This is a genomic window from Aquitalea palustris (assembly GCF_003693445.1).
Classification (GTDB): domain Bacteria; phylum Pseudomonadota; class Gammaproteobacteria; order Burkholderiales; family Chromobacteriaceae; genus Aquitalea; species Aquitalea palustris.
In genome coordinates this window covers 13,365-38,979 of the sequence record NZ_RFAR01000064.1, presented here as the reverse complement: position 1 = coordinate 38,979, position 25,615 = coordinate 13,365, and the positions used below count along the sequence as shown (strand labels likewise).

Below are 25,615 nucleotides of genomic sequence, written 5' to 3'. Positions count from 1 at the left end.
GGCATGGGTGGTGGTGGTGGCGAAGAGTGCTGCGTCAGCCTGCCAAAAAAATGGCAGCCCGGCATGATGGCCACCATTGAGTGGACCAAGGACCCCAGTCCAGACACGAATCCAGGGGGGATCAAACCTCCCAGATACAACCCCGATGGCACGACAACACCCGAAGTAATCAAGTGGCATGCCATTCACAAGGCCAACTACACCCACCACAGCATTACCATGCAGGTACCACCTTACCAAAAGGTATCTTCTTTGGTACTGATTTTTTTGCCTTGCGACAAGGTCTATCCACTGATCGACTCAGCTGAACACAGCAGAGTATTGGGTCATCTGCCTTATGGAGAAGGCCGTGCCAAGGAAATCATCCGCCGCCTGGGAGCCTCACCAACATGCCAGCCCTGATCGCCCCCGCCTTTCCTGAAGCGGGTTATCTACCCACCCGTCTGGACGAAGTCATTGCCAATCGCAGCCAGCAACAACAGCAGGTCGATGCGGCACATTGCCAGGCCCGGCAGGAGGGGCAGCCCTCGCCCTGTGTACAGGTACTGAATATCAGCCTGTTTTTTGACGGTACCAATAATCATGGCGACTCAGACGACAAGGCCAATCCAGTCAACAGCAGCAATGTACGACGCTTGTTTAATGCATCAATTGGCTCTCTCGATGGTAGAGACTGGGGCTATTACAGCTACTACATGCAGGGAGTGGGTACGGTTTTCAAGGAGATCGGCGAAGACAAACCTTCCAGCAGCGGCCTCAGCTTTGCCGCTGGTGGCGAAGACCGCATTCTGTGGGGACTGACCCGCCTAGTTGATGCCTTGCGCCGTGCCTATAGCGCTCAAAATGAGAAACTGGATGCTGAAGATGCATACGCACTAGTCAAGGCCATGCAGTATAGCTATGTGGAATCCGAGCACGGGGTGAAACAACAACGCAGCACCACCCGGCAGGAACGCCGGGAGCTGATGCAACAACAACTGGCCCCCTTGCTGGCTAAACGCCAGAACGGTTACAAACCGGAAATTCTCAGCATCAAGCTGTATGTGTACGGCTTCTCACGCGGTGCGGCCGAAGCGCGGGCTTTTATCTGGCGCTTACGCGAACAGCTGGACGAAGGCTGCGAAAGCCTGTGCGGCATTCCGCTCAGCGTGGAGTTTCTGGGCCTGTTCGATACCGTGGCGGCAGTGGGACTGACCGAGCTGGCCCCGGGAGCAGAAGGCCATATGGGCTGGGCGGATGGCACCATGAAACTGCCACCAGAGGCGCATCTGCCCCGGCGGTGTGCCCATCTGGTGAGTGCACATGAGCAGCGGCTGTGCTTTGCACTGGACTCCATCGCCATTGCCAACCGCAGCTATCCGGCCTGCACACTGGGCGAATGGGTGTATCCGGGCATGCACAGCGATGTTGGCGGTGGCTATCCGCCAGGTGACCAGGGCAAGGCCCGCGAAGGGCAAGGCATGTTGCTATCACAGCTGCCGTTGCTGCATATGTACCGGCTGGCATTTGATGCCGGAGCACCGCTGCAAGTAAATAAGGAGTTATTGCATGGCTCTGCCGAGCGCATTGCCCAGCTGCAGCAACGTGAGCAATGGCGTTTTATGGATAAGTCGATAGCAGAATTGTATTTTCTCGACTCCATTCTAAAACAACGCTTCGAAGCCTGGCGTCAACAAGCCAGTGCCAGCAGCTCGCTGGAAGACATCCTGCAGTTCCAGACCGCCCAGATCACCGCCTGGCGTATTGCCCGCTACGCAGGGGGGCTACACGAGAAGGGTGGCCCTGGCTATGAAAATGCCCCCTTCTATCAACACTCCAGAGACACCCCATCCTGGCAGGCAGAAGCGGAAAAAGACGCCTGGAAAAAGCAGAGCAAGCAAGGCAAAAGCCAGGCGGTCACCCTGGAAGCACCGGTCAAGAACGGCAAGCCTACCGATGGCAATAAAACTTACACCCCGAATATCAATAAAGAATACGAAGCCACACAGGACAAAACCCAGTTGAAAGAAGGGGCCAAGGATTTTGCTGATGATTATGTCGGCCGCACCACTCTGTCTTTCAATGTGATTGGCGGTCTGGCCACCTTCTTTACCGGTATCTCGCGCGTATTCAGCGATGACTGTGGCGAGGAACTGGTCATGCTGCGCGAAGATGGCGAAGGCTTGTATAACGCAGTGACCCAAAACCCGGAGCTGATGGCACTGTACGACGAGCATGTGCATGACTCCCGTGCATGGTTCATGCATGCGGCACTGGCCAAACGTGAACCACACGGCACTTATTTGCGTTACCGCACTGTTTTCTTCACTGATGGCAATAGCAACAAGCAGCTGATTTGTCGCTCGCCACGGGTAACGGACATCAAGCGCAAGGAACTAGAGCAGTCCGCACAACAACGTATATCTCGATCCAGCCACTAATAACGCATGCTAGAAAACCTCCTCCCCTACTACGAACGCGAGCTGGGCCAGCTGCGCGAGCTATCCGGTGAGTTTGCCCGGCGCTACCCGAAGATTGCCGGTCGCCTGCACATGGAAGGCGACCAGTGCGAGGACCCGCATACCGAGCGGCTGATCGAGTCGTTTGCACTGCTGGCTGCCCGTATCCACAAAAAACTGGATGATGACTACCCGGAAGTGGCCGGCAGTTTTCTGGACGTGCTCTACCCGCACTACCTGCAGCCCGTGCCGTCGGCCAGCATCGTGCAGTTTGAGTGCGACCCCCTGCGGCCGGAAATTGCCAAGCGCTACCGGGTGGAGCGTGGCCAGCCGGTGCATGCCCCGGCCATGCAGGGTGTGGTGTGCAAATTCCGCAGTGCCTATCCGGTAGACCTGTACCCGCTGACGCTGGACAAGGCCCGGCTGGAACTGACCAGCGCCTCGCCCTATCTGCGGCAACTGGCACCGGATGCCGCCGCCATCCTCACCCTGGAGCTGCAAAGCCAGGGTGGCTTGCCACTCTGTGATATCGGCCTGCAATCGCTGCGGTTTTTCCTGGATGGCGAGCCGGCGCTGATGCATCTGCTGTATGAAATGCTGCTGTCCAATGCGCTGGGTGTGCGGGTGGGCGATGGCAGCGAAGACCCGGCACGCACGCGGGTGCTGCCCGCCTCCTGCCTGCAGCCGGTGGGCTTTGGCAAAGACGAAGGCATGCTGGAGTATGACGAGCGCTCATTCATGGGCTATCGCCTGCTGACCGAATACTTCTGCTATCCGGACAAATTCCTGTTTGTCGACTTGCTGCAACTGGACAAGCTGGCCAGCCGGCTGCCTGGCGACAAGCTGGTCGTGCAGATCATGCTGAAACGCTACCCGGACAGCGAACGCCACCATCGGCTGCTGGCGCAGTTGCAGGCCCAACACCTGAAGCTGGGCTGCACGCCTATTGTCAATCTGTTCCAGCAGCCGGGCGAACCCATCCGGGTGACCCATCAGAAAGCCAGCTATCCGGTGGTGGTAGATGCGCGCAAGCCGCTGGCCTACGAAGTGGTACAGCTGCAGCGGGTCGTCCGCGTGGAGAAATCTGCCGAAGGCGAACGCAGCGAGGAAGTCGCCCCCTTCTACGCCACCCGCCATGGCAGTCATCTCAAGGCACCACGTTTTTACTGGCACGCCAGCCGTGAAAACTCGCGCCGCCAGAGTGACAAGGGCAGTGAGATGGAACTGCACCTGGTGGACTTGCAGTTCAATGCGGTGCGGCCAGCCAGCGAGGTATTGAGCCTGAGCCTGCTGTGCAGCAACCGCGACCTGCCGGAGCAGATTCCCTTTGGCGGCAGCCAGGCCACCCAGCGCACGGATTTTTCCCTGCCCGGCCACTCGGTAGTGAAACGGGTGCGGCTATTGCGCAAGCCCAGCGCCAGCCAGCGCAGCCCGCTGGGACGGGCGGTGCAGTGGCGGCTGATTTCGCATTTGTCGCTGAATTACCTGTCCATCGTCGATTCCGGCTGCCAGGCGATCCAGGAAATGCTGACCCTGTACAACCTGGGGGACTCGGCAGTGAACACCCGGCAGATCCAGGGCATTGTCGGCATCCGCAGCCAGGCCGCGGTCAGCCGGGTCAGTGGCCGCGACTTCTCCGGCTTTGTCCGTGGCAGTGAAATCCAGCTGACGCTGGATGCCGACTATTACGTGGGCGGCAGCGTTTACCTGTTTGCCTCGGTGCTGGAGCGCTTCTTCGCGCTTTATTGCAGCCCGAACAGTTTCAGCCGTCTGCGCGTGCATACGGTGCAACAAGACGAGGAGGTAGCGACATGGCCAGCCCGCGCCGGCGAAGCCCTCGTGATCTGAACGCAGAGCTGGCGCAAGACGCCAGCCAGTTCAGCTTTTTCCAGGCAGTACGGCTGCTGGGACTGAGTATGCGCAAGCACGATGGCCGCCGCGCAGCCCTGCCGCCCCGCTTGCGTTTCCGCACCCTGGCCTCGCTCAGTTTTCCACCCAGCGAACTGCAGTCTTACCGGCCGGCAGCCGCCGCCGAGGATGGCGATGCGCTGAGTGAGATGACGCAGAGCTTCATCGGCCTCACCGGCCCCAGCGGTGTACTGCCCACCTCCTATACCGAGCTGCTACTGGAGCGACGCCAGCAATACAAGGACGACTCGCTGCACGCCTTTCTCGACCTGTTCAGCCACCGCTCCGCCGCCCTGTTTTTTGCGGCCTGGCAAAAATACCGCTACTGGATTCGCGTGGAGGCGGGCGAAGAAGACGACTTCAGCCGGAATCTGCTGGATTTGAGCGGCTTGGGTCTGCAATCCTTGCGCCAGCAATTGCAAGGTGACAATGGCATAGATGAAAATCTGTTCGTCTTCTTTGCCGGCCTGCTCAGCCAGAAGCCCTTGTCGGGCCAGGCACTGGTGGCGCTGGTGGAAGGCTTTTTCGGTGTATCCGCCAGCCTGCAGCAGTTTGTCGGCCAATGGATGAACATTCCGCTGGACGAACAAAGCCGCTTGGGCGGCCATGCCTGCGAACTGGGAATTTCGGTACTGGCCGGAGCACGGGTATGGGACCGGCAGACCAGGCTGCAGCTGCGCCTGGGCAGCATGGACCGCCAGCGTTACGAAGCCCTGCAACCGGGAGGCCCGGCGGCACAGGCCTTGCAGGCACTGCTGAAGTTTGCCGTAGGCCACAACCTGGCGGTGGATGTCTGCCTGGTATTACAGAAACAGGCCGTACCACCGGCACGGCTGGCTGCAGACAACGCCCTGCGCCTGGGCGGCAGTTGCTGGCTGGGTGCGCAAGCGCGCGACCCGGATGATATGCGTTACGCCCTGCTGCAATGATGGCGGCAGGCTTGTTGATTTGAATTGTGCTTATTGGAAAACCTATGTCGGTATCTTTGAAATCCCTTATCGAACGACTCACTCCCACCGCACGCCAGGCTGTAGAGCAAGCCGCCAGCCGCGCGCTGGCGCGCACCCATTTTGAAGTGGAAATCGAACACGTCCTGCTGGCCATGCTGGATCAGGCTGACAATGCCGCGCTGTCTGCGCTGCAGGCACTGGGCCTGCCGGTGGCACAGGTCAACCGCGAGCTGGATAGTGCCCTGGATGCCTTCCGCAGTGGCAATACCCGCAACCCGGTGCTGTCCGCCTGGCTGCCGCAATGGCTGGAAAAAGCCTGGTTGCTGGCCAGCATGGAATATGGCCAGGACAGCATCTCCACCCTGGACCTGCTGCTGGTGCTGTGGCGCGACGACGCCCTGCGCAATGCCCTGCAATCCGGCTCGCGCAGCCTGGCCCGCCAGGATGCCAGCCAGTTGCAAGGCGCTTACCGCCAATTGCGCCAGCACGGCGGCGAAGCGGCCAACGGCATCAGCGACGGCGAGGAAGCCGACGACGACAGCAGCGAGCAGCAAGGCAATGCCGCAGCGCGTCCGGCAGGCCGTGGCAGCCCGGCCCTCGACAAATACACGATAGACCTCACCGCCCAGGCCCGCGCCGGCAAGATCGACCCCATCCTGGGGCGCGATGGTGAAATCCGCCAGATGATCGACATCCTGATGCGCCGCCGCCAGAACAACCCCATCCTCACCGGAGAGCCGGGTGTGGGCAAAACCGCCGTGGTCGAGGGGCTGGCACGCAAGATCGTGCTGCAGGAAGTACCGGATGTGTTGCTGGGCGTGGCCCTGCGCACGCTGGACCTGGGCTTGCTGCAAGCCGGCGCCAGCGTCAAGGGCGAGTTTGAAAACCGGCTGCGCCAGGTCATCGACGAGGTCAAGGCCAGCCCGCAGCCCATCATTCTGTTTATCGACGAAGCTCATACCATGATTGGCGCGGGTGGTGCTGCCGGCCAGAACGACGCGGCCAATCTGCTGAAACCGGCGCTGGCACGGGGCGAACTGCGCACCATTGCCGCCACCACCTGGGCCGAGTACAAGAAATACTTCGAAAAAGATGCCGCGCTGGCACGCCGCTTCCAGGTAGTGAAAGTGGAAGAACCCGCGCCCGATATCGCCGTGCAGATGGTGCGCGGGCTCACCCAGGCCATGCAGGACCACCATCAGGTGGACATCCTCAACGAAGCCATCACCGCAGCCGTGCACCTGTCCAGCCGCTACATCACCGGTCGGCAGCTGCCGGACAAGGCCATCAGCGTGCTGGATACCGCCTGCGCCCGCGTCGCCCTGTCCCGCGCCGGCAAGCCCGGTCCGGTGGAAGATCTCAGTGTTTTGCTGGGCAATATCGAGCGTGAGATTGCCGCCTTGCAACGCGAAGAAGGCCACGCCGAACGCATTGCCGAGCTGCAGACCCGCCACGCCCTGCTGCAGCAGGACCTGCAGCAGCTACACGCCGCCTGGGCAGAACAGCAACAGCTGGTCAGCGAAATCGAAGCGCTGAAACAGCAAACCGACAGCGCCAAGCCCAGCAGCAAAAAGCCCAGTCCGCTGCTGCTCAAGCGCAAGGCACTGCGCGCCCTGCAACAGCAACAGCCGCTGGCTTTCGAATGCGTGGACGAAAGCGTCATTGCCGATGTGATTTCCGGCTGGACCGGCATTCCGCTGGGCCGCATGGTCAGCAACGAGCTGGAACAGGTGCAGCGGCTGGCCAGCCTGCTGGGCGAGCGGGTGATCGGCCAGCAACATGCGCTGGCGCAGATTGCCGAACGGGTACAGATCGCCAAGGCCAATCTGGAAGACCCCGGCAAGCCCAAGGGCGTGTTCATGCTGGTGGGCCCTTCCGGCGTGGGCAAGACCGAAACCGCGCTGGCGCTGGCCGAAGCCCTGTACGGCGGCGAGCGCAATCTGATCACCATCAACATGTCGGAATACCAGGAAGCGCACAGCGTATCCGGGCTGAAGGGCTCGCCTCCGGGCTATGTGGGTTATGGCGAAGGTGGTGTGCTGACCGAAGCCGTACGCCGCAAGCCCTACTCGGTGGTGCTGCTGGATGAGGTGGAAAAAGCCCACCCGGACGTCATGGAGCTATTCTTCCAGGTCTTTGACAAAGGCCAGCTGGAAGACAGCGAAGGACGCGAGGTGGACTTCAAGAACACCATCATCCTGCTGACCTCCAATACCGGCACCGAGCTGGTAATGCGCGCCTGCGAACACGGTGTCACCGTCGAAGGCGAGAACCGCGAACCGACCGCAGCCGATCTGGTGGAAATCCTGCGGCCCACCTTGCAGCAGGTATTCAAACCCGCCCTGCTGGGCCGGCTGGATATCGTCCCCTACTTCCCCATCAGCGACGAAGTCCTGCAGGCGATTGTTGCGCTCAAGCTGGAGAAGATCCGCCAGCGCATCGCCAGCAATCATGGCGCCAAGGTGGAATTCCCGCAGGAGCTGACCGAGCAGATCGCCGCCCGCTGCATGGATGTGGACAGCGGTGCCCGCAATGCCGATGCCATCCTGACCCGCACCCTGCTGGCGCAGATTTCCAGTGAGCTGCTAGGCCGCATGGCCAGCGGCAAGCCGGTGAAAAAAATCGCCGTTTCGCTCAAGGGCGAGCAGATCAAAGTGCGTCTGAGCTAAGGACCCGGCACCATGTGGAGACTACCCGCCCTGTTTGGGGGCCTCACCATAGGCTGGTGGGGGCTGTTATGGCTGGTACTGCCGCTGAGCTGGCAGCGCATCAGCCCTTCGGCCATCTTGCTATTGCACATCGTGCCGCCGGTCGCGGCCACGCTGGCAATACGCTGGTGGGGCGTGTTGCGGCAGCGGCGCGAGCAGGCGGCCCAGCAAGCCGCCGCCGCCAATGCTGAAGCCGAAAGAACCGCCACCCGCGAAGCCGCGCGGCAGCAGCATCTGAACGCCCTGCGCGAAAGGCAGTACACCATAGACTGCCGCTGGCTGTACGGCACGGCACTGCCGGTGAAGGATGAGGCCGACTGGCTGACAGAAACCGATAGCAGCTGCGAATGGCAAGCCATCAGCCAGGACGATATCGAAGCAGACAATGTGCTGGATGCCATCACCCCGCTATTGCAGGAGGCCTTGTCACGCCTGTATGCCGAGGCCGCCGGTGCGGCATGGCTACCCCTGTATACCGAAGTCCTGCCCACGCTATCCGGCATCGAGCAGCTGGACGCGCTCAAGGCTGCCCAGCAAGAAGCCGTGCAACAAAGCCTTGGCCTGCAACAAGCACCAGCGCAGGATTGCCGCTTCCTTCCCGGCAATGGCCCGCTGGCCGAACGCGTGGCGCAAGTGCTGCAGCAAACACCCGAACTACCCGGACTGGTCGTGCTGGCCGCCGACGCACCGGGCCTGCCCTTTGAGGAGGACGATGCGTCATGGCAGGAAAACAGCCCGGATCCGGAGCTGGCATGGCGCGGCCGCCCCGGCATTGCGCTGGTTGCCATGCTGTTTTTGCGTAGCGGCCTGCCGCAACAGGACGCAGCCGCCAGTGCCATGACGTCTGTTGATGACCAGCCCGATCCCTACCAGCCTTACTGGGAGAAAAGCACGGCTGCCAGCTCGCCGGAATGGGGAAATGTTCCGCCCTCGGTGCAGGGTTCGCTGGCAGCCTTGCCGCTGCTTGCCCAGCTGGCTACCGCCAGCCGTGGCCCGGCAGCCATGCGTGCCATGCAGCTGGCCCGCCAGCTGCAAACCCTGCTGGACAATGCCCTGGTCAACGGCCGCTTGCTGGACTACCCCTTCAGCGAGGAAGACGCCCAGCCAGACAATAACCGCGCCACTAGCCTGGCCTGGCTCAGCCATAACAGCGGCGAAGTCGATGTCGGTGGCACCCGTCTCTCAGCCTTGTCCGGTGCGCTCAGCCGCCATCAGATCGAACTTCACCCCATCGACCAGGCCAGCAACAGCGTGCGCGAATGGGGCGATGTCGGCGCCGCCACCACGGCCTTGCTTACCGCACAGGCCATCAGCCGCAGCACCCAGCTGGCTGCCCCCGTCATGCTGGTGCAGTTCAGCCACGATGAAGCCTGCCTGAGCGTGATACGCCCCACCCTGGAGGAAATACCCGCATGAAACGCGTCATCCGACTTGGCGACCCTACCGATCACGGCGGCAATGTGGTGAGCTCCGCCTCCAGCACCACCCTGTTCGGCAAGCAGGTAGCCTGCCTTGGCGATAGTGTCAGCTGCCCGCGCAATGGGCACAGCAACTGCAGCATCGTCGAGGGCGATTCCTCCTGGCTGGTGGGTGGCAAGCCCGTCGCACTGGAAGGCCACAAAACCAGCTGCGGCGCCGTGCTGATCTCCACCATGCCCGAAATAGGCCGAGGCTGAGCACACCGTGCAAACCGCAGCAACAGGCCAGCGGCAGCCATCCCTTCCCTTTCTCAGGACACCTCATGCAAGACAAGCTTGAACAATTGCTGGCACCGATTGCCGGCCCGCAGCCGGCGGGTGAAGACCTCAGTTACTCGGTACTGTTCGACCAGATTCGCGAAGCCCGCCGCAGCGACGACCCCGGCCTGGCTCAGGGCGAGTGGGAGCAGACCCTGAAAATCGCCGAATGGCCCAAGGTCATCCGGCTGTGCGAGCAGGCGCTGAGCCAGCAAAGCAAGGATCTGCAACTGATTGTCTGGCTGGCCGAAGCCCTGCTGCAGCAACAGGGCATCGCCAGCCTGCCACTGGGGCTGAGCCTGCTCAACGGCTGGCTGGATCAATACTGGGCCAATGGCTATCCGGAGCTGGACCCGCAAGACCTGGACGAACGCATCGGCAAGCTGGAATGGCTGAATCAGCAACTGGCCGCCGCCATTCGTGCCACGCCACTCATTAAGCCTGAGTTTGGCGGCTATGGCTGGAACGACTGGCAGCAGTCACGGGAAGTGGACAATCTGGGGCTGAAGGATGCCGCCGCACGCGAGGCCGCCATTGCCGAAGGCAAGCTGCCGGGGGAAAGCTTCGAAAAAGCCGCCACCCTGTGTGGTGCCGGCTGGTTCTCCACGGTGCATGAGCAACTGGTGCAATCCCATCAGTGCTATGAATTGCTGGAGCAGAAACTGGAGCAGCGTTTTGGCGAACATGCGCCCAGCCTGGTCGACGCCCGCAATGCCATCTACGCCTGCCAGGACCTGGTATTGCGTTATCGCAAGCAGACCACACCGGAAGCCGCCCCGACCACCACGCGGCCACAGACCACCCCGCAGGAGAGCAGACCCGCCATGCCCACCGCCACCAGCCATAGCCCGGCCCCGCTACAGCAGCCTGACTTTGACGGCCAGATCCGCAGTCGTGAACAAGCGGTGCAGATGCTGGGCGAAGTCGCCCGCTATTTCCGGGTGCACGAACCACACAGCCCGGTGGCAGCGCTGGCGGAACGTGCGGCGCGCTGGGCGGAAATGAGCCTGGAGGAATGGCTGCAACACGTGGTCAAGGACGATTCCACCCTGTCGCAACTGCAAGAATTACTGGATGTGCGCAAGCAGGCTGACTGACGCTGCCCAGCCGGGCCACCAGCCATGGCCGGCCTGGCAATCCCGCTTTTGGTCAAGGCCGCCTGCCCGGTGTAAATCTGGGTAAAGCGCCTCAAGTCCGCAGCCTGGCCGTCGATAGCATTTCAAATGCACTAAGGGATAAAACCATGTTTCTGGGGGCGGTAGGTTCTTTCATCAGCACATCGGGCGGGGCGATTCTCAAGGCCACCGCCTCTGTCGTGACCGAGGCCGCGTCGGTGGTGGAAGCCCACCCGCTACTCGCCGCTGCCGCCCTTGGTGTCGGCGTCTACGAATACGTCAGCAACCCCAGCCATCTGGGCAATAGCGTCGACACCACGGCCTGATCGCTTCCTCATCAAGCAACAGCCTCGCCTCATCCGCCCAGCGCCGGCCACGCCACGCTCCGTGCGGAATGCGCCAACTCATGCCGACTGCGGCAGTAACTCCGGTGCCAGCTGACTGGTATGCACCCGGTTGCGGCCACTATTCTTGGCCTGATACAAGGCCTGATCCGCCCGCTGGCACAGCTGATCAAAGCTCTCCCCGCCCAGCCAGCCGGCCACGCCGATGCTGATGCTGTAGCGGCACTCACCGAAACTGCTGACCACCAGATGCTGCTGCGCACGCAAGCGTAACCGTTCGGCCACCAGCTGGGCCGAAGCCAAGCTGGCATCCGGCAGCAATACCGCAAACTCCTCGCCCCCCAGCCGCCCCAGCACGTCGCGGCCACGCAAATGCTCGCCCACCATGTCGGCAAAGGCCCGCAAGACCTCATCGCCCGCCGCATGGCCATAGGTGTCATTGATGGTTTTGAAATGATCCAGATCGATCAGCAGCAGGGTCAGCGGACGACGGGTCGCCGCAGCCTGCAGGATGAACTGCTGACCGGTGGCAAACAGGTGCTTGCGTGACAAGGCACCGGTCATGAAGTCGCGGTTGGCCGCTTCTTCGGCCTCAGTCTGCAAGGCCTCGTGCAGCATCAGCACGGCCGCCATGGATAGCGCCGGCATGATGGCGGCACCAATGCACAGCAGCAGCACATTCCAGCCACTGGCCAGCATGATGTTGGTGGGCACGGGATGCAGCATGCCGAAATAAATGCTGCGCGCGATCTGTGCCACGGCAAACAGGCAGGACAGGCCCGTCAGCAGCCGGTAGTGCACACTGTTACGGCGGCCGGTGTAATGGCGCAGCATCAGCCAGGAGGTCGCCGTGCACACCACCGCACCATAGGCGGAAATCGCCATCACCCGTAATGGCAAGCTGTTGACACCGTAACGCCAGTAGGTCACCGCCAGTACTTGCAGCAAGGCACCGGCAAGCAGGTATTTCCAGCGGGAGGGCTGGCCCAGGAAATGGGCGCAGCCGGCATAGTAGCAAGCGGCCGACAGCGCCACGATGCCATTAGCCAGCACGATGGAAATGAAATCAGGAATGATGTCGCGCAAGCCCAGCAAGGGCAGGTAAACCACCACAGCCATATTGGCCAGCAGCCATTGGCGCACACCAGGCAGCCCGCTGCTGCGCAGCGAAGCCAGCACCATGCACAGTGCCAGGCTCAGCAACTCGGTGGTGAGGAAGATGGGTGCCAGCACCAATACAGGGTTGATATTCATAATGATGTATGTCGGCTGCTTTGAAGCGCCGGAGAACCAGGCCCACGCTCCGCCGGATTCATCCGGCGAAAACTGCAGGGGCAATCCAGCTTTATATCAAAAATGACAGCCACCATCACCATTTAAAACAAATATTCACATTCGGTGCTATAAACGGCACAATTCAGCTACCACCATCCGCCACGCCAGCCCATGCCTACCACGAGCAATACCGCTGCTGCCCGTCTGCGCTGTCAAGGCTGCCGCCACTATTACATCAGCCACGACGCACGCTTCCCCTATGCCTGTCACGCCTTGCAGATCAAGAGCAAGCGTCAGCCCTGCCAGGATGTGCTGGAAGCTTCTGGCCAACCCTGCCTGTACCGGCAGCACAAAACCGCCTCCTCCTCTTGAAAGCAGAGGTGGAGACACCATCTGAACGAGTGGGACAGGTTTTTCCTTTCCCCTGCCGGGCAAGCGCATTACCATTCAGAACATGGCTTCCAGTTGTCGCAACAGCGGGCGGCAGCCAGGACGCCGGACAAGAATCTCGCACACATCATGATGAAGAGCGGTTGGCACATCAGGCCTGGCACCACCGCTGTAGCGACTTGCAACGCCCCTAACCCAGAACAAGCCAGCCATCAAGATAGGGTCACCCCCACCATGAGCAAACCGGACGACAAAGCCACAACGACGGCCAGCGTTTCATCTCGCATACGCTACCGCCTGCAACAGGCCGGCGTACGCTTTCACGCCAATGACAATATTGCCGACTTCATCGAGGAAGATGAGCTAGACCTGTTGCAACAGGAAGTGGCTGAGAAAATGCAGGGCGTACTGGAAAGCCTGGTCATCGACACGGTCAACGACCACAACACGCAGGACACCGCCCGTCGCGTAGCCAAGATGTATGTGCGCGAGGTATTTCGTGGCCGCTATGTAAACAGCCCGCCGAATACCGAATTTCCCAATATCGAACAGCTCAACGAGCTGATGATTGTCGGCCCCATCACGGTACGCAGCGCCTGCTCCCACCACCTGTGCCCCATCATGGGCCGGGTCTGGGTAGGGGTGATGCCGAATGAGCATTCCAGCCTGATTGGTCTGTCCAAATATGCGCGACTGATCGACTGGATCATGACCCGCCCGCAAATCCAGGAAGAAGCAGTGATGCAGATTGCCGACCTGCTGATGGACAAGCTGCAGCCGGACGGGCTGGCCATCGTCATGGAAGCCGATCATTTCTGCATGCACTGGCGCGGCGTGAAGGATAACAATTCGAAAATGACCAATAGCGTGATGCGCGGTTCTTTCCTGCGCGACGCCAATCTGCGCCGGGAATTCCTGTCGCTGATGCACAGAGGAAACTGACCATGCTCGTCCGACTCATTTACGCCAGCCGCAGCTGCAGCCCGATCACCAGCGAACTGGTCAAGCAGATCCTGGACGCCGCCCACCAGCACAATCCGCAAAGCGGCATTACCGGCGTACTGTGCTATGGCGACGATGTCTTCGTGCAGGCGCTGGAAGGTGGCCGTGCCGAAGTCAATGCCCTGTACCAGCATATCTGCCGCGACAACCGTCATCGCGATGTCACGCTGCTGGCCTACCAGGAAATCGATCAGCGCGAATTCGCCAGCTGGTCGATGGCGCAGGCCCCCATCGACAAAAAAAATGCCGCACTGTTGCTGCGGCATTCTTCCAGTCCGGTACTCGACCCCTTCCGGCTGAGCGGCAGTACCACCACGCGCCTGCTCAGCGAACTGGGCAACTCGGGCGGCCTGCGCTCACGCGGCTAAGCCTGCTCTCAGGCCAGCGGCAGGGTGATGCTCACTTGCAAGCCACCCTGCGGCAGATTGGCCGCCTGTATCCGGCCCTGATGAGCCTCGACAATGCGCTGCGCCATGGCCAGACCCAGGCCATAACCCCCGGGCTGGGTATTCTGCTCGCTGCGGAAGAACGGCTCGAAGATGGTTTTCAGCTCATGCTCCGGCACCCCAGGCCCACAATCGCTCACGGCAATCGTCACCTCAGTACTGCCGCGCATCACTGCCAGCGAAACCGGACCACCATTGCGGGTGTGATGGATGGCATTGCGCACCACGTTTTCCAATGCGCGCGACAATAGCTCTGGCTGTGCCATGACCTCGGCCATGTCCTCTTGCAGCAACAGGATGCTGGTGCCATTGGCCTCCGCCTCGAACTGGGCATCGGTAATCAGCTCTTCCAGCAGCACATCCACGGGCAGGCACTCTGCCGGGTGCTGTGATGCTTCGGCATCCAGCCGCGCCAGGGCAAGGATTTCCCCCACCAGCGCATCCATCCGCCCGGATTCTCGCTCGATGCGGTCCAGCCATTCCTCCAGCTTTTCCGGCTGCTGTCGTGCCAGATCCACTGCGGCATTCAACCGGGCCAGCGGCGAACGCAGCTCATGTGATACATCGTGAAACAAGCGACGCTGGCCGGTAATCAGCTGCTTCAGGCGCTGGGCCAGAGCATCAAAATCACGCCCGAGGTCCGCCAGCTCATCACGCCGGCTGCCCAGGTCACTGCCCAGATGTACATCCATTTCACCCCTGGCCACCGACTGGAAGGCATCGCTCATCAAGCGGATCGGCTTGGACAGATGGCGCGCCAGGATGGCGCCGAACAACAAGCTGGCTAGCAAGGCCGCAATGATGGGCAGCATGGGGAAGGGGCTGGGCTCCCCCGGACCATGCTCAGGCCCGCCACCCGGCCCCCCACCCGGCATACCTCCCGGCGGGCCGGGCGGCAGTAGCAGCAAGCGGTAATGAGCAGAGCCGCCAAGCGTCACTTCACGCGATGGTCGCAGCCCCAGCCGTTCTGGCGACGGCACTGCCCGGCCCAGCAGTTCGTGCTGCTGATCATCCAGCACCAGCAGATGCCGGCGCGCACCGGGGCTCATGTCTTGCAGATGGGTGCGCAAGCCGGCTATTCCTTCGCGCCGCAGCACGGCAGCCGCCATGTCCAGCACCGCGGTATCCATGGGATGTTGCTGTTCGATGGCGGCGGCACTCTCCATGCGGTGCCTGAGCCAGAAGACCGTGCCCACTCCGAACACCGTGCAGATCTGCGCCAGCCACAGAATGAGAAACAGTTTCCAGAACAGGCGCCCCATGCTCAGGCCTTGATGAACTGATAGCCGCGGCGCACCACGGTCTGAATGCAGATGCGGCCTGGCGCCACCCGTGACAGTTTCTGGCGGATGCTGCTCATGTGCACATCGACACTGCGATCAAAGCGCGCCAGCGGCCGGCCCAGCGCCTGCTTGGACAGCACGTCCTTGCCCACCGGCTGGCCGGCATGCCGTACCAGTAATTCCAGCAAGCTGTATTCGGTACTGGTCAGCTCCAGCGTTTCGTCTGCCCACTGCGCACGACGCTCGCCCGGCCACATGGTAAGCGGGCCTTCACGCAGCACATCGTTTTCCTGTGCCGGCTGCACCTGGTTACCCGTACGGCGCAGAATGGCACGAATGCGTGCCAGCAACTCACGCGGAGTGCAGGGCTTGGGCACATAGTCATCCGCCCCCAATTCCAGGCCCAGCACGCGGTCGGTATCATCTCCACGCGCGGTCAGCATCAGCACCGGCAGCATGCTGTGTTCGCGCACCCGGCGCAGCACTTCCACGCCGCTCAGGCCGGGCATCATCACATCCAGTACCATCAGGTCAAACTGGCCGGACAAGGCTTGCACCACCGCGCTGGTGCCATCACTCACTTTCTGGACCAGGCAGGACTCCCGCTCCAGATAGCTGCCCAGCATGTCGGCCAACTCGATATCGTCATCTACCAGCAGTATTCGCATTTTCCATCCTGATTATTCTATGCAGGCCCCGCTCTCCCGGGACTATCGGCAGACATGATCCACATCACGGCCGCCTGCGGGTGAAGTTTTACTGGCTTTTACACAGATTTATAGCGCTTTACCGGCTATTAACCTTCCTTAACCGCCAGCTCCCGCATCATGCTATCCAAGCAGCCGCCGCCCGCTTGCCCGGGTCCCTCTCTCACTTCAGGCGGCTGCCCCACCGCAACAGCGGCAATTCTTGCCGACTGTGCACACGCCCAGGCCAAACCAGCCATGATCAGACGGCAATACTCCCGCGCTGACTTCCGCTTTGGCGGCAAATCTTGCCATGCCAGCTATCCGGCTTGCCCAGCAACAGGCGGAATACTAGCAAAGGCGCGATAAAATCCTGTTTTTACTAACACTTCTTAACATTTGCTGACGAAAATTTACATTTTCAGGCGCCGCACCTGGCTCGAAACTTGCACCGTACGCAGGCGCAATGCCGCGTCCTGATCTCTGGAGGTGGCTTTACAGCACAAGTCACAAGCAAGCACAGGGAGCCTTATCATGAGTATTTCGGGCATCAGCAGCACGTCGTCGATTTACAGCAGCCAGCTGACTGGCAGCACATCGACCAGCAGCACGTCCAGCAGCAGCGAAACCCGTCACCACGGCAAGCACCGTGGCGGTAACGACGCCTTCATGCAAAGCGTGGAGCAAGCACTCAGCCAGCTGGGCATTTCCTTGCAGCCGCCATCCAGCAACAACAGCGCCAGCAGCAGCAATGGCAATTCCAGCAATAGCGCGCTGGCCAGCCTGCAGGCCCCGCCACCACCGGATGATGATGGCGACAATGATGACAGCACCAGCAGCACGGGCAGCGCGCAAAATCCGATGCAGGCCATGCACACCTTCATGCATGATCTGTTCAGCGCACTGAAATCCGGCAGCGGCAGTTCCGACAGCAGCACGGACAGCAGCACCAGCGCCTATGGCAATGCCGAGAGCCAGCTGCAAAGCCTGATTCAGCAGCTGTCCAGCTCGTCTGGCAGCAGCACAAGCGGCAGCAGCTCCAGCGCACTCAATACTCTGCAAAGCGATTTCAGCAATCTGGTCAATAGCGTGCAGCAGGCCAATGGCAGCAGCAACACCAGCTCCAGCAGCTCGGGCAGCAGCAACTCCGCCAATCTGCAATCCTTCCTGAGCGCTCTGCTGCAGAACCTGCAGAACAGCCAGAGCAACAGCTACTCGTCCTCGGTTGGCAATCTGCTCAGCACCCAGGGCTGATTCCACTCAGCGCAAGCCCGCTGGAGGCAGGCTTGCGCTTTCTCCCGCCACATGTTCCTGCAGCCGCTGTTGCAGGAACTCGCGTAAGCGCATCAGCAAGGGCGACAGCATCAGCCGGTGCGGACACACCAGATACAAAGGGGTCGGCTCGGTCTGGTAATCAGTCAGCAAGGCTTGCAGGCGACCAGCGCGCACATCATCCAGTACATCCAGCTGCGACTTGTAGGCAATGCCCTGCCCGGCCAGCGCCCACCGGCGCACGATTTCGCCATCATCGCTATTACGTCGGCCACCCACGGTCACCACCGACCAGGTGCCATGCTGGGCAAAGCGCCAGCGCTCATGCAGGGCATCTCCAAGCACAAATCGCAGGCACTCATGTGCGGCCAGATCTTCCGGTCGCTGCGGTGAACCATGCCGCTCCAGATAAGCCGGTGCCGCGCACAATAACCGCCGGTTGTCAGCCAGCAACGGCAGGGCGACCAGGCTGGAGTCCTCCGGCACGCCATAGCGCAGGGCGACATCCACCGGCATGCGATACAGATCGGCCAGCCGGTCACTGATGTGCAGCTGCAAGCGTACTGCCGGATGCTCGGCCAGGAAATCATCCAGCCAGGGCCGCAACAGCTGGCGGCCAATATCCGAAGGCATCGACAGGCTGAGCTGGCCATGCAGCGCCTGCTGTCCCGCCGCCAGCACCTGCTCACCGGCCTGCAATGCATCCATGGCGGCACGGGCGTGGGCCAGATAGCGTTCGCCATCGGCCGTCAGGCGCAAGCTGCGGGTGGAACGCACCAGCAAGCGGGTATGCAGCTCGGCTTCCAGCCGCTTTAGCCCGGCACTGGCCACCGCCGGACTGATGCCCAGCAGGCGGGCGGCAGCGGACAGGCTGCCCAGCTGTGCGGTATGCAGCAATATCTGCAGATCTTCCAGTCGGACCATACCCTTCTCCAGGCAGCAGGCGGCTACCGTTATCAATCATTTATTGGCAATAGCTGGAACAAGCTTGAATTTTCAGGGCTACAGCATGGCCTGGGTGACGGCCTGCTGCACGGGACGCAGGCTGAGGCAAGAACATGTCGCGATGCGGGATGGCTGGTTGGTGCTCGCCACGCTCAGGGCAGAAATTCCTTCATATTGTATTTGCGTACCAGCCGCTGATAGTCGCTGCTGCTACGAAACTGCTGCTGCGCCTGCAGATAACGGGCAATACGCTGCGCCGACATCGCCTTGCGGGAAAAGCCCAGGTAGAAATCACCGATCAGCCAGCGCGGCTGGCGCAGGGCCACCACCTGCGAGTCCAGCTCGGGCATGCTGGCTGCCAGCGATTGCAAGGAGGTGCCATAAGCCACTGCGATATCGATACGACCAGCCAGCAGCTTGGAAAATACTTCTTCCTTCGAGCTGGCAGTGATCTCGATCTGCCAGCAGGAATGCATGGCTTTTTGCACCACATCGCCATAAAAGTAGTTGCTGGCGGCCGCCATGCGATAGCCCGCATAGGTGCAGGGCTGGCTGCTTTCAGGAAAATGCCGGCGCTGACTGCGGCGCACGAACAGCCCGGCATACTGCCGGTGCTGGATGGCCGCCGGCATGAAGACGGTATACGCTTCGCGCTCCGGGGTGCGCGCCAGATAACTGAGCGCATCCACCCGGCCCAGTTGCAGGCTGCGCAGGGCACGCTGCCAGGGCATGGGTTTGTACACCACATGCCAGTCCAGGCGCGCCGCCACCTGGTCGATTTCCTCCAGATGAAAACCGCCATGCTCCGCGCCATCCCCCCTGGCGTATTCGAAGGGATGGTTATCCGACTCTTCCACTGCCACGACAAAGTCCTGGGCAGAGGCTGCTGTCGCGAGCAACAGACAGACCGGCCACAGCACCTTGCCGATACCCATGGCCTTGCTATGCCACTTCAGCATGTCATGCCGGCTAGCCGGCCGTGCCGCCGACAGTCAGGCCACCATCAATGCGCAAGGTGGGCTGACCCACGCCTACCGGCACGCTCTGCCCTTCCTTGCCGCAGACACCCACGCCCTGATCCAGCGCCATGTCATTGCCTATCATCGAGACATGGCCCAACACATCCGGGCCATTGCCGATCAGGGTCGCACCCTTGACCGGGTAGGTCAGCTTGCCATCCTCGATACGCCAGGCTTCCGAGGCCGAGAACACAAACTTGCCGCTGGTGATGTCCACCTGACCACCACCGAAGTTGGCGGCATACAGGCCATTCTTGACCGAGGCGATGATTTCCTGGGGATCGTGCTGACCGCCCAACATATAGGTATTGGTCATGCGCGGCATCGGGATATGCGCATAAGACTCGCGCCGGCCATTGCCGGTGGGGGCCACCTGCATCAGGCGCGCATTCATCGCATCCTGCATATAGCCCTTGAGGATGCCATCCTCGATCAGCACGGTACGGTTGGTCTGGTTGCCTTCGTCGTCAATGGCCAGCGAACCGCGTCGGCCATCCAGCGTACCGTCGTCCACCACAGTCACCCCGGCGGCGGCCACGCGCTGACCCAGCTTGCCCGAGAAGGCTGAAGTACCCTTGCGGTTGAAGTCACCTTCCAGACCATGACCGATGGCCTCGTGCAGCAGCACGCCCGGCCAGCCGGAACCCAGTACCACCGTCATCTGCCCGGCCGGTGCCGGACGTGCCTCCAGATTGATCAGCGCCTGGTTCACTGCCTGACGCACGTAAAGCTCGACCAGCTCATCATCGAAACGGGTCAGGTCAAAACGACCGCCGCCACCACCGGAACCCTGTTCGCGGCGGCCATCCTGTTCAGCAATCACATGCACCGACAGCCGCACCAGCGGGCGCACATCGGCAGCACGCACACCATCATGCCGTGCCACATAAACCACGTCGTATTCCGAAGCGACGCCAGCCATCACCTGAATCACCCGCGGGTCCATGGCGCGGGCCAGCTTCTCGACTTTTTCCAGCAATGCCACTTTGGCAGCGGCTTCCAGGCTGTAACAGGGGTCGATGGCCGGGTACAGATCACGCGCACGTTGCGGCGACTGCCGTCCGGCCGAGCCATCTCCACCAACTGCACCGATGGCACGCACTGCATCGGCCGCACGGCCAATGGCTTCGGCACCGATATCATCGGAGTAGGCAAAGGCAGTCTTGTCGCCGGAAACGGCACGGACACCCACGCCTTGATCAATGCTGAAGCTGCCGGACTTGACGATGCCCTCCTCCAGGCTCCAGCCCTCGCTGCGGGTGTACTGGAAGTAGAGATCGGCATAGTCGACAGCATGCTGGCGCATGCGCGAAAAGGTGGTTTCGATTACGGACTCGTCCACGCCATAAGGCGCAAGCAGGAGTTGATCGGCAATGCGGAATGCGTCTTGCATGGTGGGTCTTTCTGTCAGAGCACGCGATGCGCCAGGGCCGGCAGGCCACTGCGCACCGAATGCAGCAATGCGGGGTCGATTTCAGCCAGTACCACACCTTCGCCCAGGGCCTGTTGCGCCAGAATGCGCCCCCAGGGGTCGATGATCATGGACTGGCCATGGGTCTTGCGGCCGTTTTCATGGGTGCCACCCTGGCCGGAGGCAATCACATAACACTGGTTTTCGATGGCGCGGGCGCGTAGCAGCACCTCCCAGTGCGCTTCGCCGGTGGTCGCGGTAAATGCCGCCGGCAAAATCATCACATCAAACGGGGCCAGCTGGCGAAACAGCTCGGGAAAGCGCAGATCATAGCAAATACCGCAGGCCACTTCGGCCAGGCCAATGTCCACCTTGACTGGCGAGCTGCCCGCCTGAATGCTGTCGGATTCGCAATAGCGTTCACCATTGCCGGTATAGCCGAACAGGTGGATCTTGTCATAACGGGCCACCTGCTGCCCTGCCGGATCAAATACCAGCGTGCTGTTGAATACCTTGCCCGGCTCCGGACAGCGCAGCGGAATGGTGCCGGCAGCCAGCCATAGCTTGTTGTCGCGTGCCATGGTGGCCAGCGCCGCCTGCATGGGCCCCTGTCCCGCCTCTTCACTGATGGCCACCTTGTCGCCATCCTGCCTGCCCATCAGGCAAAAGTACTCCGGCAGCACCACAAAACGGGCCCCGGCAGCAGCCGCCTCGGCCACCAGCCGCGCTGCCGTTGCCAGATTGGCGGCAACATCAGTACCGGACACCATTTGCACGGCAGCAGCGATAAATTTCTGTTTCATGGCGAGAGTATCCGTTTGCTGTTTCTCAAAGGTTCCGCAGCCAGCTTGTCAATCTTGGGATTGGCAAAGGAACCGGTAATGGCATAGTCGACCGACAATATCTTGCCGAACGGGTCCTGCAATACTTTTTGTGCGGCCAGCGCGGCAACCCCCACCACCGGATTGAGCAGTGCGGCACCGGCAGCCAGCGCCACGCTCTCGGCCAGATGCGGCTGCACCCGGATGCGCACATCCTGGGTTTCACTGGCCAGATTCACCTGACCGCTGAGTGCGACATCGGCCGCCGGGCCTTTCATGTGCACATTATCAGAAACAAACACGCCCTTGCTCACCGTGGCATTGCCACTGATGGTATCGAAGGCGAAGCCGTCACTGAACACATCGGTAAAATCCAGCTTCACCCGACGGCTGAGCGACTGCAGGCTGAGCACACCAAGCAGGCGTGCCACGCCGGGATCGACCTTGGCAAAACGGCCGTTTTTCAGCGCCAGTGTCATGTCGCCGGACAGGCGGCTGGCACTGACATCAAACAAGCCGCCCGGCCAGCTCATGGTGCCGGACAGGCTGCCCTCACCCTTGCGGAAGGTATCCTGCAGGCCGATGCGCGCCAGCAGCTTGCCCACATCACTACTATCCAGCTGGTAGCGGGCCTGCACCTCCTTGCCCGCTTCGCCGCGCCGGACCCGGGCACTGCCCTGCAAACTGCCTTCCGCTGCCTGCAGGCGTAAGGGATTGAGCAGCCAGTCCCGCCCTTCGCGGCGAGCATGCAGCTCCAGCTTGCCGACGGTCTTGTTCTGGTAAATGAGGTCGCCGACACGAATATCCAGCTCCGGCCAATCACCCTTGTCCACCATGCCGGCGTCGGCTTCGTCCGCAGCACCTGCAGCTGGCGGCCGCAGGATGGCGTAAGCCAGGTTGGCACGCAGCAGGCCACTGCCGGCCGGCAGGTAATCAATGCTGCCATTCAACTCGCGCGCCCGCACATCCAGCGACCAGGCATTGCGCAGGCGCCGGTTGCTCAAGCTGGCACTGACCTGATGCAAGCTGCCGCCCCATCCTTCCACTTGCGGGCTCTCCAGTTCGATCAGCAGCGGCAAGTCGATCTCTCTGACCGTCGATACCCCGCCCTGGCTGCCGCCTGGGCTGGCAATGGCGGCCACCCAGCGTTGCAAGTCGACTTGCGGTGTAGCCAGCCGCAGCGTCAGCCCCTCGTCAGGCTGTTTGCCAAGGGCGCGACCGGCGGCGACCACACCGCTTTTCAGATTGCCATGGCCATCCAGCAACAGGCTGCCGCTGGCAACGCTGCCGGCGTCAAATTCCAGCCGGAATGGTTGCTGTGCAGTTTTGCCCGGCGCAAAGCGCAAGGAAAGCGGCAAGCTATCCGCCGCAGCTTTGCCAAGGGGGGGCGGTGCGCTAATGGCGCTTCCTTGCAAGCCGGATTGCACCGTCAGGTTTTCCAGCCCTTTTTGCACGACAAACTGCACCGCGAAGGGTGAATGTCCGCTGACATAGGGCGCCAGCAAGGGCAGATAGAGGCCCAGTGCCTGATGGCTGTCGGCATCACCGTGAATATCGAAGCTCATGCGCCCGGCCGGGGTGCTACTTGCCTTGAGCTGGAACTGGCCGCCCAGCGCGGCAAACTGCACGCCTTTGGACTCCACGCCATACTCGGTGAAGCTCAGTGTGCCATGGGCATTGCTGGCTGGCGGAATCGGCAAACCCTTGAACGCCAGCTGATTGCCGGACAACAAAATATCACCATGTACCTTCACCGGCTGCTTGCCCGACAAGGGAATACCCAGCTTCAGGTCCAATGCTGCATTACCACCGGCCTGAATGCTGCCGGTAAAACCATCCAGCCAGCCATCAACCGGACTGGCGGTGGTGAATTTCAGCATGCTGGCCAGCGGGCCTTGTGCCCGCCCCTGCACGTCAAGCGTGGAATTGGCCGCACCCAGGTCATCAATCCCTACTTTGACAGCACTCAGCGGCACGCCCAGCGTGCTGCCACTGCGTGCGGTAATCAGCATTTTTTCATTGTGAAAACCCAGATCAGCCTGGATATTGTCGATGGTTGGCCAGCCTTTTTCATACAGCAAACGGCCCTGATCCACCTTGGCATCCACGCTGAACTGCCCGCCCTTGCCACCGGCAAAGGGGAAGTTGGCCAGATCACCCTTCAGCACCATACGCACATTGCTGGCCGTACCGCCCAGCAGGGCGGCATTCAGCCAGCGCAAGGTGTCCTGCCCCACCGCATGCGGCAGATAAGCCGGCACGCGCACGGCGGCCACCTTGTCGACATCGGCGGTGAAATCGACCACACCCGGCCCCTTGCCGTCGTGCTGGTAGCGGCCACCGAAATGGCCGCTGAGATCGGCATTGGCAAAAGCCACATCGCGAAACTGGACCTCGGTCTGTGAGCCGTGATTTCGCCAGTCCACACGGCCATCCAGCTGGTCGAAATTGAGCAGCTGCGGGAATACGGCCGGGTAATTGAGCGCGGCATGCCGGCTATTGAGCCGCAACTGGCCGCCCTGCTCGCCAAAACTCAGCTCACCACTGACACCACTCACCCCGGGCACCGAGGAAAAAGCCTGCCAGGCCAACTGCTCGAAACGGGTGGCCACCGCATATTGCCGTGGCGACTGCAGGGGACCCTGCCAGCTCAGCGACAGGTTTTTCAGCTGACCGCTGGGTGCGAAACGGGCAAACAAGGAATTGCCGTCCCCACCCAAGGCATGAATGAAGGGAGTGAGGTGGGCCACATTGACATTATCCAGCGTCAGCTTGCCCTGCCCCTGCTCGCCGGGCATCCAGTCACCACGAATGGTGGATTTGTCGAAGGCCAGCCCGCTGGCACTGGCCAGTGTCAGATTGGAGGCATTGATGGCATAGCTGCCACGCGCTGAGCGCTCCAGCTGCAATTTGCCACTGATGGCCGGCAACACCAGCGTGCGCGCATCCTTTGGGGTGTAGGCCGCATCATGGATGCTGACATCGGCACTGAGGCTGTTGATATGGCCATCGGCAAAATCTGCCTCCAGCGTGCCGCTGCCTTCACCACTATTGATCAGACCAATCTTTTCCATATAGCGCGACACCACGCCGGCCTGTGCGCCATTCAGGCGTATGCGCATATTGCCGGCCCAGTTGCGCCACTGGCGAAAATCATTGCCACGCCAGGCCAGCTCCATGTCAAAACCCTTGCCCAAGGTGGCCACCGGCTTGCCGGACAAGCTCAGACGATGGCCCAACAGGGTCTGGCTCAGTGTCAGCTGCCCCTGCTGCAGATCCAGCCGCGGCAGACCCAATGCCTGGTCTTCCCAGCTGATGCGTGCCTGGCGAATATCGATACGGCTGTGCTTGAGCAACCAGTTGGCCGACGGCTCACTGCCGGCAGGCTGCGGGTGGCTGTCCGGCGCGCTCATGTCGAAGCCGTTCAGCAGCACATGGCCATCGGCCCGGCGCAGCAGCGCCACGTTTGGCCCATCCATGGTGATGCTGGAAAACAGCGGCTCCCATGACAACAGCGACCACCACGATGGCACCACTTCCACGCGCTCCAGGGTCAGGGCATCGGCAGTCACCGGATTGGCGATGCGCAAGCCACCCAGCTGTAGCCGTGGCGCCAGCCCTTGCCACTGGCCGGACAGGGAAACCACTGAGACCTGACGGCCGGTAGCCTGCGACAAACTCTGCTCCAGCTGCGGCCGGAACTGCTCGAGTCGCGGCAGGAACCACCAGTTAAACATGGCAAAGCCGCCCCCCACGACCAGCATGGCCAGCAGCAGCAACAGGCCGAGGGCTTGCAGCGATTTGCGCAGCAAACTGATGACGTGAACTCTGGCTAACAAATGCAGGGGCTTTTCCAAATGAGCTAA

21 protein-coding genes are annotated in these 25,615 nt (G+C 61.5%); 13 read left to right on the top strand and 8 right to left on the bottom strand.

The annotated features are described in order from the left end of the window. The 9 genes from EAY64_RS15220 to EAY64_RS15180 all read left to right on the top strand — a co-directional run. Positions 1-402: DUF3304 domain-containing protein (locus EAY64_RS15220; protein WP_147456236.1), on the top strand; the 402-nt coding region annotated here is incomplete at its 5' end. Beyond that, positions 390-2,420: a T6SS phospholipase effector Tle1-like catalytic domain-containing protein gene (locus EAY64_RS15215; protein WP_103525591.1), complete on the top strand. Its 2,031-nt coding sequence runs from the start codon at positions 390-392 to the stop codon at positions 2,418-2,420. The genes EAY64_RS15220 and EAY64_RS15215, both read left to right, overlap by 13 nt. 6 nt (positions 2,421-2,426) lie before the next feature. Beyond that, the gene (gene tssF, locus EAY64_RS15210; RefSeq protein ID WP_103525590.1) at positions 2,427-4,286 is read left to right on the top strand and encodes a type VI secretion system baseplate subunit TssF; all 1,860 of its coding nucleotides are present in this window, start codon (positions 2,427-2,429) and stop codon (positions 4,284-4,286) included. Continuing rightward, the gene (gene tssG, locus EAY64_RS15205; RefSeq protein WP_103525589.1) at positions 4,250-5,275 is read left to right on the top strand and encodes a type VI secretion system baseplate subunit TssG; all 1,026 of its coding nucleotides are present in this window, start codon (positions 4,250-4,252) and stop codon (positions 5,273-5,275) included. Before tssF ends, tssG begins: the two co-directional genes overlap by 37 nt. A gap of 44 nt (positions 5,276-5,319) precedes the next feature. Beyond that, positions 5,320-7,965 carry a type VI secretion system ATPase TssH gene (gene tssH / locus EAY64_RS15200; protein WP_103525588.1) on the top strand — a complete coding sequence of 882 codons (2,646 nt, stop codon included), beginning with the start codon at positions 5,320-5,322 and terminating at the stop codon, positions 7,963-7,965. 12 nt (positions 7,966-7,977) lie between these two features. Then, positions 7,978-9,420 (top strand): hypothetical protein, encoded by a 1,443-nt coding sequence (locus tag EAY64_RS15195; RefSeq protein ID WP_103525587.1) that lies wholly within the window; start codon positions 7,978-7,980, stop codon positions 9,418-9,420. Continuing rightward, positions 9,417-9,680, top strand: a complete 264-nt coding sequence (locus tag EAY64_RS15190) for a PAAR domain-containing protein (protein ID WP_103525586.1) — start codon at positions 9,417-9,419, stop codon at positions 9,678-9,680. Before EAY64_RS15195 ends, EAY64_RS15190 begins: the two co-directional genes overlap by 4 nt. Positions 9,681-9,745: 65 nt before the next feature. After that, the gene (gene tssA, locus EAY64_RS15185; RefSeq protein WP_103525585.1) at positions 9,746-10,837 is read left to right on the top strand and encodes a type VI secretion system protein TssA; all 1,092 of its coding nucleotides are present in this window, start codon (positions 9,746-9,748) and stop codon (positions 10,835-10,837) included. 146 nt (positions 10,838-10,983) lie between these two features. Next, positions 10,984-11,181, top strand: coding sequence for a hypothetical protein (locus EAY64_RS15180; RefSeq protein WP_103525584.1), 198 nt, complete (start codon positions 10,984-10,986; stop codon positions 11,179-11,181). A 78-nt stretch (positions 11,182-11,259) separates the two neighbouring features. On the opposite strand, the gene EAY64_RS15175 is transcribed toward EAY64_RS15180, so the two are convergent. Beyond that, on the bottom strand, positions 11,260-12,453 hold the full coding sequence (locus EAY64_RS15175; protein WP_103525583.1) for a GGDEF domain-containing protein: 1,194 nt from the start codon (positions 12,451-12,453) through the stop codon (positions 11,260-11,262). Between the two features lie 192 nt (positions 12,454-12,645). Between EAY64_RS15175 and EAY64_RS15170 the strand changes: the two genes are divergently transcribed. From EAY64_RS15170 to EAY64_RS15160, 3 genes are all read left to right on the top strand, one after another. Further along, a complete protein-coding gene (locus EAY64_RS15170; RefSeq protein WP_103525582.1) occupies positions 12,646-12,846 on the top strand; it encodes a hypothetical protein in 201 nt (66 codons plus the stop codon). Positions 12,847-13,098: 252 nt separating this feature from the next. Further along, positions 13,099-13,806 (top strand): GTP cyclohydrolase I, encoded by a 708-nt coding sequence (gene folE, locus EAY64_RS15165; RefSeq protein ID WP_103525581.1) that lies wholly within the window; start codon positions 13,099-13,101, stop codon positions 13,804-13,806. A 2-nt stretch (positions 13,807-13,808) separates the two neighbouring features. Further along, a complete protein-coding gene (locus EAY64_RS15160) occupies positions 13,809-14,234 on the top strand; it encodes a BLUF domain-containing protein (RefSeq protein WP_103525580.1) in 426 nt (141 codons plus the stop codon). Between the two features lie 8 nt (positions 14,235-14,242). Here the strand turns inward: EAY64_RS15160 and EAY64_RS15155 are convergent, their stop codons facing one another. Both EAY64_RS15155 and EAY64_RS15150 read right to left on the bottom strand, forming a co-directional pair. Continuing rightward, on the bottom strand, positions 14,243-15,574 hold the full coding sequence (locus tag EAY64_RS15155; RefSeq protein ID WP_103525579.1) for a HAMP domain-containing sensor histidine kinase: 1,332 nt from the start codon (positions 15,572-15,574) through the stop codon (positions 14,243-14,245). A gap of 2 nt (positions 15,575-15,576) precedes the next feature. Next, a complete protein-coding gene (locus tag EAY64_RS15150) occupies positions 15,577-16,263 on the bottom strand; it encodes a response regulator transcription factor (protein ID WP_103525578.1) in 687 nt (228 codons plus the stop codon). A 552-nt stretch (positions 16,264-16,815) separates the two neighbouring features. On the opposite strand from EAY64_RS15150, the gene EAY64_RS15145 reads away from it, so the two are divergent. Next, positions 16,816-17,535 carry a cellulose 1,4-beta-cellobiosidase gene (locus EAY64_RS15145; RefSeq protein WP_103525577.1) on the top strand — a complete coding sequence of 240 codons (720 nt, stop codon included), beginning with the start codon at positions 16,816-16,818 and terminating at the stop codon, positions 17,533-17,535. A 6-nt stretch (positions 17,536-17,541) separates the two neighbouring features. Here EAY64_RS15145 and EAY64_RS15140 read toward each other — a convergent pair whose 3' ends face one another. From EAY64_RS15140 to EAY64_RS15120, 5 genes are all read right to left on the bottom strand, one after another. Continuing rightward, positions 17,542-18,477, bottom strand: coding sequence for a LysR family transcriptional regulator (locus EAY64_RS15140; protein ID WP_103525576.1), 936 nt, complete (start codon positions 18,475-18,477; stop codon positions 17,542-17,544). Between the two features lie 173 nt (positions 18,478-18,650). Next, the gene (locus tag EAY64_RS15135) at positions 18,651-19,457 is read right to left on the bottom strand and encodes a substrate-binding periplasmic protein (RefSeq protein WP_103525575.1); all 807 of its coding nucleotides are present in this window, start codon (positions 19,455-19,457) and stop codon (positions 18,651-18,653) included. 10 nt (positions 19,458-19,467) lie between these two features. Beyond that, entirely contained in the window at positions 19,468-20,910 is a 1,443-nt protein-coding gene (tldD, locus tag EAY64_RS15130) for a metalloprotease TldD (RefSeq protein ID WP_103525574.1), read from the bottom strand. Positions 20,911-20,924: 14 nt separating this feature from the next. Further along, positions 20,925-21,731, bottom strand: a complete 807-nt coding sequence (locus EAY64_RS15125) for a carbon-nitrogen hydrolase family protein (protein WP_103525573.1) — start codon at positions 21,729-21,731, stop codon at positions 20,925-20,927. Next, complete coding sequence (locus EAY64_RS15120) at positions 21,728-25,588, bottom strand: YhdP family protein (RefSeq protein WP_147456235.1); 3,861 nt, start codon at positions 25,586-25,588, stop codon at positions 21,728-21,730. The genes EAY64_RS15125 and EAY64_RS15120 overlap by 4 nt, the downstream gene beginning before the upstream one ends. Positions 25,589-25,615: the final 27 nt, after the last annotated feature.